The 17,060-nt window shown below is 69.2% G+C and carries 12 protein-coding genes; 9 read left to right on the top strand and 3 right to left on the bottom strand.

What is annotated here, in order from left to right:
- Nucleotides 1-21 precede the first annotated feature (21 nt).
- Complete coding sequence (locus VER16_RS11680; protein ID WP_324808303.1) at nt 22-1,566, top strand: phospholipase D family protein; 1,545 nt, start codon at nt 22-24, stop codon at nt 1,564-1,566.
- Between the two features lie 3 nt (nt 1,567-1,569).
- Here VER16_RS11680 and VER16_RS11675 read toward each other — a convergent pair whose 3' ends face one another.
- Nucleotides 1,570-2,649: an HDOD domain-containing protein gene (locus VER16_RS11675; RefSeq protein ID WP_324808301.1), complete on the bottom strand. Its 1,080-nt coding sequence runs from the start codon at nt 2,647-2,649 to the stop codon at nt 1,570-1,572.
- A 274-nt stretch (nt 2,650-2,923) separates the two neighbouring features.
- On the opposite strand from VER16_RS11675, the gene VER16_RS11670 reads away from it, so the two are divergent.
- Complete coding sequence (locus VER16_RS11670; RefSeq protein WP_324808299.1) at nt 2,924-4,021, top strand: Glu/Leu/Phe/Val dehydrogenase dimerization domain-containing protein; 1,098 nt, start codon at nt 2,924-2,926, stop codon at nt 4,019-4,021.
- Nucleotides 4,022-4,089: 68 nt separating this feature from the next.
- On the opposite strand, the gene VER16_RS11665 is transcribed toward VER16_RS11670, so the two are convergent.
- The gene (locus VER16_RS11665) at nt 4,090-6,936 is read right to left on the bottom strand and encodes a S8 family serine peptidase (RefSeq protein ID WP_324808297.1); all 2,847 of its coding nucleotides are present in this window, start codon (nt 6,934-6,936) and stop codon (nt 4,090-4,092) included.
- 182 nt (nt 6,937-7,118) lie between these two features.
- On the opposite strand from VER16_RS11665, the gene VER16_RS11660 reads away from it, so the two are divergent.
- The 3 genes from VER16_RS11660 (at nt 7,119) to VER16_RS11650 (ending at nt 9,318) form a co-directional block, all read left to right on the top strand.
- Nucleotides 7,119-8,294, top strand: a complete 1,176-nt coding sequence (locus VER16_RS11660) for a thiolase family protein (protein WP_324808295.1) — start codon at nt 7,119-7,121, stop codon at nt 8,292-8,294.
- 122 nt (nt 8,295-8,416) lie between these two features.
- Nucleotides 8,417-8,758, top strand: coding sequence for a hypothetical protein (locus tag VER16_RS11655; protein ID WP_108769575.1), 342 nt, complete (start codon nt 8,417-8,419; stop codon nt 8,756-8,758).
- 149 nt (nt 8,759-8,907) lie between these two features.
- The gene (locus tag VER16_RS11650; RefSeq protein ID WP_324808292.1) at nt 8,908-9,318 is read left to right on the top strand and encodes a hypothetical protein; all 411 of its coding nucleotides are present in this window, start codon (nt 8,908-8,910) and stop codon (nt 9,316-9,318) included.
- A gap of 279 nt (nt 9,319-9,597) precedes the next feature.
- Here VER16_RS11650 and VER16_RS11645 read toward each other — a convergent pair whose 3' ends face one another.
- Nucleotides 9,598-11,238 (bottom strand): acyl-CoA dehydrogenase family protein, encoded by a 1,641-nt coding sequence (locus VER16_RS11645; RefSeq protein ID WP_324808290.1) that lies wholly within the window; start codon nt 11,236-11,238, stop codon nt 9,598-9,600.
- 113 nt (nt 11,239-11,351) lie between these two features.
- Here VER16_RS11645 and VER16_RS11640 point away from each other — a divergent pair, with 113 nt between their 5' ends.
- The 4 genes from VER16_RS11640 to pdeM are packed head-to-tail and all read left to right on the top strand — an operon-like array spanning nt 11,352 to nt 17,041.
- The gene (locus VER16_RS11640; RefSeq protein WP_324808288.1) at nt 11,352-12,350 is read left to right on the top strand and encodes a ligase-associated DNA damage response exonuclease; all 999 of its coding nucleotides are present in this window, start codon (nt 11,352-11,354) and stop codon (nt 12,348-12,350) included.
- Nucleotides 12,347-13,954, top strand: coding sequence for an ATP-dependent DNA ligase (locus VER16_RS11635; RefSeq protein WP_324808286.1), 1,608 nt, complete (start codon nt 12,347-12,349; stop codon nt 13,952-13,954). The genes VER16_RS11640 and VER16_RS11635 overlap by 4 nt, the downstream gene beginning before the upstream one ends.
- A complete protein-coding gene (locus tag VER16_RS11630) occupies nt 13,951-16,410 on the top strand; it encodes a ligase-associated DNA damage response DEXH box helicase (RefSeq protein ID WP_324808284.1) in 2,460 nt (819 codons plus the stop codon). The genes VER16_RS11635 and VER16_RS11630 overlap by 4 nt, the downstream gene beginning before the upstream one ends.
- On the top strand, nt 16,400-17,041 hold the full coding sequence (pdeM, locus tag VER16_RS11625; RefSeq protein WP_324808282.1) for a ligase-associated DNA damage response endonuclease PdeM: 642 nt from the start codon (nt 16,400-16,402) through the stop codon (nt 17,039-17,041). The genes VER16_RS11630 and pdeM overlap by 11 nt, the downstream gene beginning before the upstream one ends.
- The last annotated feature ends 19 nt before the right edge of the window (nt 17,042-17,060 follow it).

The following is a 17,060-nucleotide window of genomic DNA, read 5'->3' as shown; positions in this document are numbered from 1 at the left end:
TGGATCCACTAGCATGGTGGCATGAGCCTGCTGCGTATCGTTGCCATCATCGTTGCTGCGCTGGTGCTGCTGGTGCTTTCCGGCCTGCTGCTGGCCGACCGCCTGACGCCACAGGCGCGTGGGCCGGCTTCGCATGTGCTGCCGCTGCAACCGGCGCAGACCGCCATCGACCGCCAGCTGGTGCCTGAGCAGGCGGCCCACCCCGGCCAATCAGGTGTCGCCTTCCTCAGCGATGGCATGGATGCGTTCGCCGCACGCGCGAAGATCACCGAACAGGCCGGGCGCAGCCTGGATCTGCAGTACTACATCTGGCACGACGACCTGGTGGGCCACCTGATGGCCAAGGCGTTGTACGACGCGGCCGAACGGGGCGTGCGCGTGCGCATCCTGCTTGATGACATGAACGCCAAGGACAAGGATGCGCTGATGATGGCGCTCGATGCCCACCCCAACATCGAGATCCGCCTCTACAACCCGTTCCACAACCGCACCGGTATCGCGCGCACGCTGGAAATGATCCAGCGTGCCTTCAGCGTCAACCACCGCATGCACAACAAGAGCTGGATCGCCGACGGCCGCGTGGCCATCGTCGGGGGGCGCAACATCGGCGAGGAGTACTTCAGCGCGCGCGACGACGTGAACTTCCAGGACCTGGACCTGGTGGTGGCCGGGCCTGCGGTGGAACAGGCCAACCGCATCTTCGATGACTACTGGAACAGTGCTGCGGCGGTTCCGATCGGTGCATTGGCCACCTACACCGATGCCCAGCTGCGCGCGCTGGTACGCCAGTCCGACCGCGATGCCCTGCACGCCAGGGCACGCCCCTACCTGCAGCGGGTCGCCGATTCGCGCGCGTTGCGCCAGCCGGGCCCGGACCCGCTGCACTGGAGCGCCCACGTACGCATCCTGTCCGACCCGCCGATGAAGCATCGCGACGATGCGCGCGATGGCTGGCTGGTCAGCGCACTGGCCGAGCAGCTGCAGTCCACCAGCCATACCGCGCTGCTGATTTCACCCTACTTCGTGCCTGGCGAGGAAGGTCTGCAGGGCCTGTCGGCGATGGCCGCGCGCGGCGTCCAGGTCGGCGTGGTCACCAACTCACTGGCCGCCAATGATGTGGCGGCGGTACACGGTGGCTACATGGGCTACCGGGTGCCGCTGCTGAAGGCCGGCGTGCAGCTGTACGAACTGAAGGCGTACGGCGGGCCCGGCGAATCCAGCCTGTTCGGCAGCAGCGGGGCCAGCCTGCACACCAAGGCCTTCGTCATCGACGACCGCCGCGGCTTCGTCGGTTCGTTCAACCTCGACCCGCGCTCGGCCTACCTCAACACCGAAATGGGCGTGCTGTTCGACGACCCGGTGCTGGGCGCGCGGCTGCGCGGGGAATACCTGCGCCTGGCCGACCCGCTGCACAGCTGGTGGCTGGCATTGGGGCCCACCGACGACCTGCGCTGGCTGGAACGGCAACCACCCCCCCATTGGGTGGGCCGCGAACCCGGCAGCAGCCTGGGCAAGCGCCTCACCGCCCGCGTGATCAGCTGGCTGCCGGTGGAATCGCAGCTGTAGCGCTCACGCCCCCAGCCCGCCGTGTGCGTCATCCAGGGCTTCATCGAGGGTTTCCACGTTGCGCCCGTGCAGGCGCCGCCAGATCCAGCGCAGCGCGTGCGGTGGCGCCGAGGGCAGCTGCTCCAGCAGCGCCAGCATGCGCGCCTGGGGGCCGTGGCCATGCCGGCACAGCAGGCTGGCCGCTGCGGCCGCGCTGCCCAGCCGCAGGCTGTCGGCCAGCGAACCTTCGGCGTCGGCGGCCAATGCGTGGTGCACCGGCTCGGGCAGGTCCCAGGCCGCAGCCACGCGCTGGGCCAGCGGCAGCGACCAGCGCTGCAGCAGATCCAGCGCCAGCGCCGGCTCCACGGCCTCGCCACGTGCCTGCGCTTCCTGCAGCAGCTGGCGCATCACCAGCGCCGCGCCCAGGCCCTGCACCAGCCCCAGCCACTGCGCGGCGAAGGCGTCGCCGAAGGTGACCGTGCGTGCGTGGTCGGCGGCCGCCCGCGAGGCCAGCAGCGCGTGTTCCCAGATGATGGCGCTGAACTGCGGAAATGCCTCGCACTGCACCTCCATCACCGGCTGCACCAGCACCGCGCTGATGATCTGCCGCACGCCCTCGGTGCCGACCAGGGTCACCGCGCGCTGCAGGCTGTCCACCGGCCGTTCGTGCACTTTGTAGACCGGGCTGTTGGCAATGCGCAGCAGGTTGCCGGTCAACACCGGGTCCTGGCCGATGATCGCCGCCATCACCCGCGCCGAGGCGACGTCGTCATTGACCGTCTGGATCAACTGCGGCAACAGCTGCGGCCGACGCGGCAGCTGCCGGGTCGCCCAGCCGCGGTCCTGCAGGGCACGGTCCACCGCCTCGGCCAGCGCACTGGTACCCACCTCTTCCGCTTCGCCGGCCAGGTGCGGGTACAGCGCCAGCGCATGCAGGCCGCGCTGCAGGTGGGCGGCCACCTCTGCCGGCGGCATGGTCTCGCCCTGCAGGCTGGCCGCCGCAGCGGCCACAGCCTGCCGCGGCGCCGCTGCCAGCCGCGACGGATCCGTGCCGGCCTGCCGGAACAACCACCCCACCAGCGTTTGCCACCAGGCCGGCATCATCCGGGTCGGCCCTGTCGTTGCACTGCTGCTGCCACTGACTGCCCCTGCGCGTTCTTCACATCGGCCACCTGCCGTCGACGCTGCATCGGCCGCACTTTCATCTTCTTTAACCCGGACCGCTCGGATCTGCACGGCAGATGCCGGGGGAATGGACTAGAATGGCGCCGCGCGACCCGTCCCCCAGCCAAGACGACGTCGCTTTTTTTGTTTTGGGACCCTACCGTTCATTGGCAGTTCGCTGCAGTTCGCCGCTGATCGCGCCATCGGAGACGCCATGCTATTCGAAACCCTCGCCACCACCGGCCACGAACAGGTGGTGTTCTGCCACAACCACGACGCCGGCCTGAAGGCGATCATCGCCATCCACAACACCACCCTCGGCCCGGCCCTGGGCGGCGTGCGCATGCGCCCCTACGCCAGCACCGACGAGGCGCTGGCCGATGCGCTGCGGTTGAGCCGGACGATGACGTACAAGAATGCACTGGCCGGTCTCAATGTCGGTGGCGGCAAGGCGGTCATCATCGGCGACCCGAAGGTGGACAAGACCGAAGTGCTGTTCCGCGCCTTTGGCCGCTACGTCGATTCGCTGGGCGGGCGCTACATCACCGCCGAAGACGTTGGCACCGACGTCAACGACATGGAAAACATCTACCTGGAAAGCCAGTTCGTGACCGGCGTGCACCAGGTCCACGGCGGCTCGGGCGACCCGGCCCCGTTCACCGCCTACGGCGCCCTGCAGGCGCTGATGGCCTCGCTGCGCTTCAAGTTCGGCCACGAGGAAGTGGGCAAGACCAGCATTGCCGTGCAGGGCCTGGGCCACATCGGCATGGAACTGGTGAAGCTGCTGCGCGACCGCGGGGCCAAGCTCTACGTGACCGACCTGGACAGCAGTCTGGTCGATCGGGCGGTCAGCGATTTCGGTGCCGAGGCGGTCAAGCCGGACGAGATCCACGAGGTCAATGCCGACGTGTTCGCCCCGTGCGCGCTGGAAAGTGCGATCAACGCCGACACCCTGCCGCGCATCAAGGCGAAGATCATCTGCGGTACTGCCAACAACCAGCTGTCCAGCCTGGACATCGGCGACGAACTGCATGCGCGCGGCATCCTGTACGCGCCCGACTATGCGGTCAACGCCGGTGGCGTGATGAACGTGTCGCTGGAGATCGACGGCTACAACCGCGAACGCGCGATGCGCCTGATCCGCAGCATCTACCACAACCTCACCCGCATCTTCGAGCTGTCCCAGCGCGAGAACATCGCGCCGCAGCGCGCGGCGGACCGCATCGCCGAAGCGCGCATCCTGTCCATCGGCAAGCTGAAGATGCCGCTGGGCCGCAGCACCCCGCGCCTGGGCAACCTGCGCGGCGGTTGATCCGCCCGCGAACGGTCACAGGATGCCGGCCAGCGGCCGGCACTGCCTGCATTCCCTGCATTCCCTGATCAGAAAGCGGTGCTGTAGCGCAGCGCCACCTGGCGCAGGTCCCCGCGTGGACCGAAGCGCTGGTCGTAGCCAAACGCAAGCCGCGTGTTGCGGCTCAACCACGATTCCACCGACACGCCGAACAGCCCCCCGGAACGCGCCGGTTGCAGGCCGGCCATCGGTGCCCAGGCGTCAACGCCGACGAAACTGGCGTCGGCCTCCATGCCCTGGCTGGACAGCAGCTGCTGCCACTCGGCATAGCCTCGCAGCGACCACATGCGCCACTGGCGCTCGGCACGCACCCCGGCCAGTGCCTGGGTGCGGCTGCTGATGCCACCCTGCGTACGCAGGCCGAAGCCCAGCCCGCCCTGCTCGCTGAAATGATCGCTGTCCACGCGCGCGTAGTCGGCCCCCACGTAGGGGGTCAGCGCGGCCGCAGCGGTACCGAAGCGGTAGCCACTTTCCACGCTGGCCGTGCTGAAACGGCCGCCATAGCGCGCGTTGACGCCATACTGCTCCGCGCCCAGCAACAGCTGGCGGTCGATCTGCCGGCTGAACTGACCCGCGCCGACCTGGCCCAGTGCGTAGGCGCCGCCACGGCTCCAGCCCGCGTACAGCTGTGCCTGCGACTGGCGGTCACGGCCGCGATCGCTGCCCCAGCTGCTGTTGCTGTAGCTGCGCAGTTCGCCGAAGGCGAAGCCCAGCACGCCATTGCCTGCCGTTGCCACATCCTGGCCCATCATCCAGCCACGGGTGTCGGTGCCACTGGCCGAGAAGCTGCCCGGGCCCGCATCGCCCAGTGCGTTCTGCCAGGCCCCGCCCAGCCGCGGCGCGCCCTGCACCTGGCCGAAGCGCGCCGACAGTGCACGCCGGCTCAGGTCGATGCTGTCGAAGGTGGCCGCCGTTGCCAGCGCATGGGCCTTGCCGGACAGGCTGTCCAGGCTGGCCTGCAGCGCCTGGTTGCCCTGCACGCGCTGCAGCGCGGCGGCGCCGTCGGCAAAGGAGGACGCGCCCACGCCGGCATCGAGCCACTCGAACGCCGATTCCACCCGCAGCGCTGACGCCAGCGCCGCGCCCGAGGCGCGTGCCGCAGTGGCGGCCTGGGTGACGTTGATGCGGTCGGTGACCAGCACGACGTCGTTGCTGCCGTAGGTCAGCGAGGCCTGCAGCAGGGTGCCCTGCGGCAGGCTGTTGCTGACCCCGTCGAACGTGCCGGTGACCCCCTGCCCTGCGTGCAGCACGGTCTGGGTGCGGCCATCGGCGGCCACGTAGCCGCTGACGATGCTGGCCACGTGCACATCGCCGCCCTGCAGGGTGGCGGTGCCGGTCACATCCAGCGGGTTGGAGCCCAGTGAGATGGTCAGCCGCGCGCCGGCGCGGTGCAGGTAGTTGCCCTCGATGGTGGCGCTGGTATTGGCGTTGCGCACGATCACGCTCGCGCCATTGTCGACGTTGCCCTTGATCCGGCTGCTGCCGGTCAGGAACTGCAGCGCGGCACTGTCCGGCGTGCTGGCCTGCGGCAGCACGACCACGTTGGAGGTGATGGACGCGCCATCACGCAGCGCCAGCGTGCCCTGCTCGATGCGGGTATCGCCGGTGTAGGTATTGGTGCCGGACAGCGTCAGCGAGCCGACGCCCTGCTTGACCAGGCCGCCGCTGCCACTGATGTCGTTGCTCCAGACCGACTCCAGGCCCAGCTGCGAAACGTTGACGGTGGCATTGCCCCAGTCGAACTTCGCCGGGCCGTTGATGGCCTTGGCGATGTTCAACAGGCCGTAGCCGAAGGTGCTGTCCACGCCCGGCGCACCGAGATCAGTCGCGGTGCCGAGCAGGGTCTGGCGCAGCAGATCGTTGCTGAAATACGGGTACTTCTGCCAGACCAGCGCCGCCGCACCGGAGACCAGCGGCGCCGCGAACGAGGTGCCGTAGTTCCACAGCAGGGTCGAGCCGGACGGATACTGCGGGTTGACGAAAATGGCGGCGCCCGGGGCGGCCAGGCAGTAGCTGGCGGCCACGCCGCAGGCATTGGCATAGCTGGCCAGCTTGCTCGGGTCGGTCGAATCAACCGCAGTCACCGCCAGCCAGCCGCGCTCGAGATCGGCCGCCGGACGCGAACCGCCCGTACCGGCCTGGCTGGGCAGTGCCGCCATGCTGGACGGATCGGCCTTGCTTTCATTGCCGGTGGCGAACACCACCAGGCCGTTGTTGCCGATGATGAAGGGCCGGTACTCGGCGGCGATGGGCGCGGTGGCGGCCGGATTGGTCCAGTACAACCCGCCCCACGAGTTGTTCATGATCTTCACGCCCTGGTTGATCAGGTCCTGGTGGATCGCGGCCAGGCCCAGAGCGCCGTCGACTTCATTGCCGTTGCCCGAGCCGTCATCGGTCGGCCGCGTGTCGGAAATGATCCGCGCCGAGACGATCTGCGCGTTGGGGGCGATGCCGCCCGGCCATGAGCCGAAGGCTTTGCCCGCCGCCAGTTCAGCGACGGCCGTGCCGTGCCCGACTACGTCGTCGTTGTTGAGATTGTTGGTGCGCGGATCGACGTAACTGTAGTTGGCCAAAACCCGCCCGGCCAGGGTGGGATGGTTGCGCTGCACGCCCGAATCGACGATGCCGATGCGCACGCCGCTGCCATCGAGCCCGGCGCTGCGCGCGGCATCGGCCTGGGTGATGGCCAGGTGCGCGTTGATGGCCGGTTCGGCTGGCTGGGTCGGGGTGACCGGCGGCGTTGTGGGAGGTGGAGTGGTGGGCGGCGTGGTCGGTGGCGGGTCGACGCGCGTATTGCCGCCCCCGCCGCCGCATGCCGTCAGTGCAACCACCAGTGCCGATCCCAGGACCGACCGTGCCATCGTCTTGCGTTCCATCGATTCCTTCCCATGAACGTTGGCCTGCCAAGCTCCCTGCAGGCATCAAGGGCTGCCCGGCGGCAGCCATCGCCGACCCTCTATACTTGGGCCGACCCCCACGCAGTCTGCCGGGAAACAGCGCTGCATCCAACAGCCGCCGTCTCCTTTCCGAACATTGCTCACGCATCAACGAGATTGCCATGTCCAACATCGTCATCGCCGCCGCCAAGCGCACCGCCATCGGCTCCTTCCTCGGCCAGTTCAACGGCGTGCCCACCCCGACCCTCGGCGCGGCCGCCATCGCCGCTGCCCTTGAGCAGTCCGGGGTACCGGCCAGCGACGTTTCCGAAGTCCTGATGGGCTGCGTGCTGCCGGCCAACCTCGGCCAGGCCCCGGCCCGCCAGGCGGCCATCGCCGCCGGCATCCCGCTGTCGGCCGGTGCCACCACGCTGAACAAGGTGTGCGGCTCGGGCATGAAGACCATCATGCTCGGCCATGACCTGATCAAGGCCGGTTCGGCCAAGGTGGTGGTGGCCGGCGGCATGGAATCGATGTCCAACGCTCCGCACATGCTGCCCAATTCGCGCACCGGCAACCGCTTCGGCAACTTCCAGGCGGTGGACCACATGGCCCACGACGGCCTGGTCAACGCCTACGACGGCAAGGCCATGGGTGAGTTCGCCGAATGCGCGGTGGACAAGTACCAGTTCACCCGCGAGGAACAGGACGCCTACGCCATCGAATCGGTGCGCCGTGCCCAGGTCGCGCAGGCCAATGGCGCATTCGCCGACGAGATCGTCGCGGTGAAGGTCGCCACCCGCAAGGGTGAGGTCGAGTTCGCCACCGACGAGCAGCCGGGCCGCTCGGACATCGCCAAGATCCCGACCCTGCGCCCCGCCTTCAAGAAGGACGGCAGCGTCACCGCCGCCAGCTCGTCCAGCATTTCCGACGGCGCCGCCGCCGTGGTCCTGCTGGCCGAGGAAGACGCGGCTGCGCGCGGCATCACGCCGCTGGCCCGCATCGTCGGCCATGCCACCCATTCGCAGGAGCCGGAGTGGTTCACCACCGCCCCGATCGGCGCCATCCATGCCCTGCTGGAAAAGACCGGCTGGACCCTGGACCAGGTGGACCTGTTCGAGATCAACGAAGCCTTCGCGGTCGTCGCCATGGCACCGATGCGTGAACTGGGCATCGCGCATGCGAAGATCAACGTGAATGGCGGTGCCTGCGCACTGGGCCATCCGATCGGTGCGTCCGGCGCGCGTCTGGTGGTGACCCTGGTCAACGCCTTGCGCACGCATGGCGGCAAGCGCGGCATTGCCACGCTCTGCATCGGCGGCGGCGAAGCAACGGCCATCGCCATCGAATTGATCTGAAAGGGATTAACGCTGATTTCGCAAAAATGAATGCGGGATCGCTTGACAGCCAAACGTGGCTTGTCATCATGTTGTCGGCGCGCAGTTGCGCGTTGCCTAATTCAACGACGAGGATTCACACAATGAGCATCAACAAGCTGCTGGTCGCGATGTCCCTGGCCCTGGCCCTGGCCGCCTGCTCGAAGCAGGAAGCTGCCCAGGACGCCGCTGCTTCGGCCAACGAAGCCGCCACCGAAGCCCAGGCTGCTGCCGACCAGGCCGCCGCTGCTGGCGCCCAGACCGCCGACGCTGCCCAGCAGGCCGCTGACACCGCCGCCACCGCTGCCGACGCTGCGACCGACGCTGCTGCCCAGACCGGCGCTGCTGCTACCGACGCTGCTGCTGAGCAGGCCAAGGACGCTGCCAAGGCTGCCGAAGGCACCGCCGAGCAGGCCAAGGACGCTGCTGAAGAAGCCAAGAAGTAATCACTTCTTTCTTCACGCTGTTCTGGAAAAGCCGCTGGTTCGCCAGCGGCTTTTTCTTTGCCTGAAGGTTTGCCGCCGCACCACCACCGGGCCTTCACGAAGGCATGAATAGGCTGGCGTCCCCATCCATTGCAGCACTGGAGACCGCCATGAAGATCCGTCCGCTGACCACCACCCTGCTGGCCGCCTCCCTGCTGCTGGCCCTGGCTGCCTGCAAGGGCCCGGAAGCCGAACAGGCCAGGCAGGACGCTGCACAGGCCGCCGACAGCGCTGGCGCCGCCGCCCGCGAAGCGGTGGACAAGGCCGCCGCCGCCACCCGCGAGGCCGCCGACAAGACCGCTGAAGCGTCCGAGCACGCCGCCGCCGACACCCAGCGCGCGCTGGACAATGCCGCCGACGCCAGCGCCAATGCCGCCGACCAGGCCAAGGCCGCCGCCACCGACGCCGCCGCCCACGCCAGCGACGCCACCGCGACTGCCGCGCAGAAGGTGGCCGACAAGGCCCGCGACGTCGCCGCCGATGCCAAGGCCAACGCGGCCAAGGAAGAAGCCAAGCACTGAAGCGCCGCTGCGCTCGCCGGGCATGGCCCGGCGCTACAGGAAAAGCCGCGGCATTGCCGCGGCTTTTCTGCTTCTGCTTTTTCTGTTGATTCCGTGGTGGACGCGCCCGCAAACCGTCCGGGGCCGCGCGGGTGGGTTGCGCAGGGGCGTAAGCGCCATGGATGGCGCGCCCGAGCCTACACGGACGTATTCACGGCGTCCCCTGCGCAACCCACCCGCGCGGCCCGCCGCCGATCCAGACGCGGCGCGACCACCACGAGGGGCTCCGCCGTTGGCCGCCTACTGCGGCAGCGCCCGCGCCAGCATCGCCCCCACATCCACCCCCGCCGCCAGCGTCCCGAACACCAGCCCATGCTCGCCCTGCAGCCGGCTGCGCACGAACACCCCGGCCATCGGGCTGCGCGCACGCAGCAGCAATGCCGCCTGCAGCAGCAGCACCGTGCGCTCGCAGAACAGCCGCGCCTGTGACTCATCCGGCGCCGGTGCCGACGCCCAGCGCTGCAGGGCTGCCGCATACCCTGTGTCGCGATCGGCCACCGCCTCCAGCTCGGCCCGCAGCGCCAGCAGCACCTCCGGTTCACGCCCCAGCGCGCGCAGCACGTCCAGGCACTGCACATTGCCACTGCCTTCCCAGATGGAATTCAACGGCGCCTGCCGGTACAGCCGCGGCAACATCGACTCCTCCACGTAGCCGGCGCCGCCCAGACACTCCTGCGCCTCGTTGACGAAGGCCGCCGCACGCTTGCATACCCAGTACTTGCCCAGCGCGGTGCCCAGCCGCGCCAGCGCAGCTTCTTCCGGGTCGCTGCCTGCGCGGTCGACGGCGCGCGCGATGCGCATCGCCAGCACCGTCGCCGCTTCCGATTCCAGCGCCAGATCGGCCAGGACGTTGGCCATCAGCGCGTGTTCCACCAGCGGCTTGCCGAAGGTACGCCGGTGCCGCGCGTGGTGCAGCGCCTGGGCCAGCGCCATGCGCATTTCCGCTGCCGCACCCAGCATGCAGTCCAACCGGGTCATCATCACCATGCCGATGATGGTGGCCACACCCCGCCCCTCCTCACCCACGCGCCACGCCTGCGCACCACAGAATTCCACCTCGCTGGAGGCATTGGCCCAGTCACCCAGCTTGTCCTTCAGGCGCATGAGGTGGAACGCGTTGCGGTCACCATCGGCCAGCCGCCGTGGCATCAGCAGGCAGGTCAGCCCGCCCGGTGCCTGCGCCAGCACCAGGAAACCATCGGACATCGGTGCCGAAAAGAACCACTTGTGCCCGACCAGGCGGTAACGCTCGCCATCGATCGGCTCGGCACGCGTGCTGTTGGCGCGCACATCCGAACCACCCTGCTTCTCGGTCATGCCCATGCCCAGGGTGATGCCCGCCTTGTCGGCCACCGGCACGTCGCGCGCGTCGTACACCGGCGCGGCCGCCTTGCGCGCCCAGTCGGCCAGGTGCGGCTGGGCCTGCAGCACCGCCACCGCGGCGTGGGTCATCGTCAGCGGGCAGCTGGTGCCGGCCTCGGCCTGGTGGTGCAGGTAGCTCAATGCCGCCCGCGCCACGTGCGCGCCGGGCTGCGGCTCATGCCACGATAGTCCGGCCACGCCATGCCGCTTGGCCGTCTGCATCAGCTGGTGGTAGGCCGGGTGGAATTCCACCGTATCGATGCGATGGCCCTGCGCATCGTGGGTGCGCAGCCGTGGCCGATCGCGGTTGGCATCAAAGCCCAGCTGATACAGCTCGTTGCCGGCCAGCGCACCGTACACGGCCAGCCGCGGCGCGAATGCGGCACCGCCCTCACGCTGCACCGCCTCCACCAGGGCCGCGTCGTCGGTCCACAGCTGGCGGCCGGCAAACGGCGGCGGCTGGTTGAGCACCACATGGGTTTCAAAGGGCGCGCTGCTGCTGAAGCTCGGTCCGTTCATCGGTTCCATCCTGGCGGCGAGAAGGCTGCGCGCCGATTGTGCAGCATGCTCCGGCAACCCCGCGTTCAGGCCGGTTCTCGCCCTGTGCACGGCCCTCGCGCGACAGTGCAGGCATGGCAGTCAATGATGATCTGGTGGTGCTTCGCCCCGAAGGGCTGTACTGCGCTGCGGGCGATTTCCACATCGATCCGTGGCGACCGGTGCCGCGTGCGGTCATCACCCACGGCCATGGCGACCACGCCCGGCCCGGCATGGGCGAATACCACTGCAGCCCCGGCAGCGCACCGATCCTGCGCTGGCGGCTGGGCGAGGTGCCGCTGCAGGTGCACGCCGAAGGCCAGGCGTTCACCCTGGGCCAGGTGCAGGTCTCGCTGCATCCGGCCGGCCACGTGCTGGGTTCCTCGCAGGTGCGCATCGATGATGGCCGCCAGGTCTGGGTCGCCTCGGGCGACTACAAGCGTCAGCCCGACCCCACCTGCGCGCCGTTCGAAGTGGTGCCCTGCGATACCTTCATCACCGAAGCAACCTTCGCCCTGCCGATCTACCGCTGGCCCGATACGGCTGCGGTGGCCGCCGAGATCGTGGCGTGGCGCAGGGAATGCGCGCAGCGCGGTGAGGCCGCGGTGCTGCTGTGCTATTCGCTGGGCAAGGCGCAACGCGTGCTCGGCGAGCTGCTGCCGCTGGATGACACCCCCGCCTGGCTGCATGGCGCGGTGGCCAACGGTGTGGCGGTGTACCGCGAGGCGGGCATCCCGATGCTGGAAACGCTGACCGTAGCCGAACAGGGCCGGCAGCCGGATGCGGCGGGCAAGCTCATCATCGCCCCGCCCTCGGCGGCGGGCACGCCCTGGCTGCGCCGCTTCGGCCGCCACCAGCTCGGCTTCGCCTCGGGTTGGATGCAGCTGCGCGGCAACCGCCGCCGTCGCAACGTCGATCGTGGCTTTGTGGTGTCCGACCATGCCGACTGGCCCGCCCTGCTGCAGACCATCGCGCAGACCGGTGCCAGCCGGGTGATCGCCACCCACGGCAACACCGATGCACTGATTCCCTTCCTGCGCGAACGCGGCGTGGCCGCCGAAGCCTTCCGCACCGATTTCGGGAGCGAGGAATGAAGGCGTTCGCCGCGCTCTACCAGCGGCTGGACCGCAGCACCGCCACGCTGGACAAGCGTGCGGCGCTGGTCGACTACTTCGCCCATGCCGACGCGCATGACGCGGCCTGGGCGTTGTACCTGCTCAGTGGCGGCAAGGTCGGCGGCGCGCGGCGGAAGATCGCTGCCAGCGGCGAGCTGCGCGCCTGGGTGAGCGAGGAATCGGGAATGCCCGCGTGGCTGGTCGAGGACAGCTACGCGCAGGTGGGCGACCTGGCCGAAACGCTGACCCTGCTGCTGGATGATCCGGCGCAGCCAGCGCTCGACCGTCCGCTGGCCGAATGGATCGAACAGCATCTGCTGGTCGTGGCCAACCAGCCCGAGGATGTGCGTCGCGCTGCCGTGGTCAGCGGCTGGCGGCAACTGCCGGCCAGCCAGCGCCTGGTATTCAACAAACTGCTGACCGGCGCGCTGCGAGTGGGCGTTTCGCAGCGGCTGGTGCAGCAGGCGCTGGCCGAATGGTCCGGCCTGGACATCGCCCGCATCGCCCAGCGCATGCTCGGTGAGTGGGTCCCCTCGCCCGGCCTGCTGTCACAACTGCTGTCACCGGAGGAACTGCCGCTGGACCGCCAGCAGCCCTACCCGTTCTTCCTCGCCTCGCCGCTGGAAGGAGAGCCGCAGGAACGTCTGGGCGCGATCGATGACTGGCTGCTGGAATGGAAGTGGGACGGCATCCGCCTGCAGCTGCTGCGCCGCCAGGGCGAAGTGGCGCTGTGGTCGCGCGGCGAGGAACGGCTGGATGGGCGCTTCCCCGAGATCGAACAGGCGGCCGCGGCGCTGCCCGAGGGCTGCGTGATCGATGGCGAACTGCTGGCCTGGGATGAGGATGACGACGCGCCGCGTGCATTCACCGCGCTGCAGACGCGCATCCAGCGCCGCAAGCCCGGTGCAGCGACGTTGCGCAATACACCTGTGCGCGTGCTGGCCTACGACCTGCTGGAACGCGATGGCCAGGATCTTCGCGGACAACCGCTGCAGCAGCGGCGTACACAGCTGGCCGAGCTGATCGGCGCACTCGGTGATGCGCGCATCCAGCTCTCGCCCGACGTGCACGCCGACGATTGGGCGCACGCTGCGCGGCTGCGCGAGGCATCGCGCGAGCGCGGCGTCGAAGGATTGATGCTGAAGCGCCATGATTCGATCTACCAGGCCGGCCGCCGCCGCGGCGACTGGTGGAAGTGGAAGGTCGAACCGCTGACCATCGACGCGGTGCTGCTGTACGCGCAGGCCGGCCACGGCCGCCGCAGCACGCTGTACACCGACTACACCTTCGGCGTCTGGGATGGCGACACGCTGGTGCCGGTGGCCAAGGCCTATTCCGGCCTGGACGACAAGGAAATCGCGACGCTGGACCGTTGGATCCGCGCCAATACGCGCGAGCGTTTCGGGCCGGTGCGCAGCGTGCGCGGCGAACAGGTGTTCGAGCTGGGCTTCGAGGCGGTCAACCGCAGCACGCGGCACAAATCCGGCATTGCCGTACGTTTCCCGCGCATCCTGCGCTGGCGCCACGACAAACCCGCCAGCGAAGCAGACCAGTTGGCGACCCTGCAGGCACTGGCACGATGAAGCGCAGCGATGCGCTGCAGCGTCTGCAGGCCTGGTTCGGCAGCCGCGGCTGGAAGCCCCTGCCGTTCCAGCGCACGATGTGGCGGCACTACCTGGCCGGTGCATCGGGCCTGCTGCACACCCCTACCGGCAGCGGCAAGACCCTGGCGATGTTTGGCGGGCCGTTGCTGCAGGCGATGACCGATCCCCCGCCCACACCGCTGCGGGCCAATGCGGTGCGCCCGCTGCAGGTGTTGTGGGTCACCCCGCTGCGGGCGCTGGCCAGCGACACCGCCCGCGCCCTGCAGGCACCCATCGAGGGCCTGGGCCTGGGCTGGAAGGTCGGCCTGCGCAGTGGCGACGCCAGCAGCCGCGAACGCCGCCTTGCACGCGAAGGCCGCATCGACGTGCTGGTGACCACGCCCGAATCGCTGGCGTTGCTGCTGAGTTATCCCGATACGCTGGAACGCATGCGCCAGCTGCGCTGCGTGGTCGTGGACGAGTGGCACGAACTGATGGGCAACAAGCGCGGCGTGCTGCTGCAGCTGAACCTGGCGCTGCTGCGCGATACGGCACCGGCACTGCAGCTGTGGGGTCTGTCGGCCACGCTGGGCAATCTGCCGCAGGCGCGCGATGTGCTGCTGCCGGGCGTGCCCGGCGCATTGCTGGTGGAAGGCGCGCGCCAAAGGCCGGTAGCGATCAGCAGTGTGCTGCCGTCCGGTGGCGAACGCTTCCCGTGGGCCGGGCACCTGGGCTTGGGCCAGCTGGCGCGCGTGCTCGATGCGCTGATGAGCGCGCGCAGCAGCCTGCTGTTCACCAACACCCGCGCGCAGGCCGAACTGTGGCACCAGGCGCTGGCAGCGGTGTGGCCCGAGGATGCACAGACCCTGGCCCTGCACCATGGCTCGCTCGATCCCACCCTGCGCCAGCAGGTGGAAGACGGCCTGCGCGCCGGGACGCTGCGCTGTGTGGTGGCCACGTCCAGTCTGGACCTGGGCGTGGACTTTCCGGAAGTGGACCAGGTGCTGCAGCTGGGCAGCCCGAAGGGCGTGGCGCGCCTGCGCCAACGTGCAGGCCGCGCACGGCATCGGCCCGGCGCGAGCGGCAGCGTGCTGTGCGTGCCGACCCACGCGCTGGAACTGGCCGAGTACGCGGCCGTGCGCCGTGCATTGCGCAAGGGCATCACCGAACCGCGCACGCCGCCCACGCTGTCACTGGATGTGCTGGCCCAGCATGCGGTCAGCCGTGCGCTGGCCGGCGGTTTCCAGGCTGATGCACTGCTGGCGCAGGTGCGCCGTACACATGCCTTCGCCGCGTTGCAGGACACGCAGTGGCAGGACGTGCTCGCGTTCATCGTGCAGGGTGGCCGCGCCCTGGCGCAGTACCCCGAGTACCACAAGGTGGTGCTGGACGAAGATGGCCGCTACCGCATGCATGATCGCCGCCAGGCGCTGCGCCACCGGCTGTCGATCGGCACCATCAGCAGCGATGGCAGCGTGCGTGTGCAGTTCCTGCGCGGTGGTGGACTGGGCGCGGTGGAGGAACAGTTCGCCAGCCGACTGCGCCGCGGCGATCGCTTCCAGTTCGCCGGCCGCCTGCTGGAACTGGTGCAGCTGCGCGACATGACCGCCTACGTGCGCCTTGCACGCGGCAGCGGCAACGGCGTGGTGCCACGTTGGCAGGGCGGCCAGCTGCCCCTGTCGATGGCCTTGGGCCGCGAACTGGAGACGGTGCTGTCAGGTGCCGACAACAGCCCCGAGGCGCGCTGGCTGGCGCCATTGCTTGGGCTGCAGGATGCGCTTTCAGAACGTCCCGCGCCCTCGCGGCTGCTGCTGGAGGATGTACGCCGTCGCGAAGGCCAGTTCCTGTTCGTCTATCCCTTTGCAGGCCGCCACGTGCACGAGGCGCTGGCGGCACTGCTGTCGCTGCGCTGCACGCGCCTGCAACGCAACAGCATCGGCTATGCGGTCAATGACCACGGCCTGGTGCTGGCCCCGGCAGACACGATCACGCTGGACGCTGCCGCGTGGCGTGCCCTGTTCGATCCTGCCGATCTGCTCGATGATCTGCGTGCGGCAGTGAACCTGGGCGAGCTGGCACGCCGGCAGTTCCGTGGCATCGCCCGCGTCGCAGGCCTGCTGGTGCCGAGCCTGCCCGGCGGCATGCCACGTTCGCTGCGCCAGCTGCAGGCTTCGGCGGGGTTGCTGTACGACGTGCTGCGCGAACATGACCCCGGCCACCTGCTGCTGGCCCAGGCCGAACAGGAAGTCCTCACCGATGCACTCGACCTGCCCGGACTGCAGCAGGCACTGCAACGCATCGACGCGCAGGTACTGTCACTGCAGCATCCGCCGACGCTGACGCCGCTGGGGTTCCCGCTGTGGGCCGAACGCCTGCGCGGGCAGTTCAGCAACGAGGACTGGCGCACCCGCGTGCAGCGTGCGGCACAGCAGCTGGAGCGCCGCCATGGCCACTGAATTGCCGGTGCAGCTGGGCGGCGAACCGATGTGCCTGCTCGGCGCGCGTGCGTTGTGGTGGCCGGCACGCCAGGCGCTGCTGATCGCCGACCTGCACTTGGGCAAGGCCGATGTGTTCCGTCGTGCCGGCATCGCCCTGCCATGCGGCGGTACCAAAGACGACCTGCAGCGCCTGCAGGCGCTGGTGCAGCAGCATGCATGCCGCGAACTGTGGATCCTCGGCGACATCCTGCATGGGCCGGCGCATCGCGCGGCCTGGCATCGGCAATGGCTGGGCTGGCGCGAGCAGCATGCTGCGCTGGACGTACATGTGGTGCGCGGCAACCATGACCGGCAGCTGCCGCATGCGGCGCTGCAGGTGCAGATCCACGACGACCTGCGGCTTGGACCGTTCCTGCTCTGCCACGAGCCGCGGCAGGTCGACGATGCCCATGTAATCGCTGGCCACGTGCATCCGCAGGTTGCCCTGCCGGCTTTGCGGCGGCGCTTTCCTGCATTCTGGCTGCGGCAGGCACAGACCGTGCTGCCCGCGTTCTCGGCATTCACCGCCGGCGTGGTGCCGCCGCGGCGGAGCGGCGAACAGTGGATCGCCTGCGTGGAAAACCAATTGGTTCCGCTGCCCGCGCGCTGACCGCGGACGGGCGGACCTG

The sequence above is a fragment of the Stenotrophomonas sp. genome (genome assembly GCF_035634915.1).
In the GTDB taxonomy this organism is placed as follows: Bacteria; Pseudomonadota; Gammaproteobacteria; order Xanthomonadales; family Xanthomonadaceae; genus Stenotrophomonas.
This window is presented reverse-complemented; position numbering and strand designations above follow the sequence as displayed.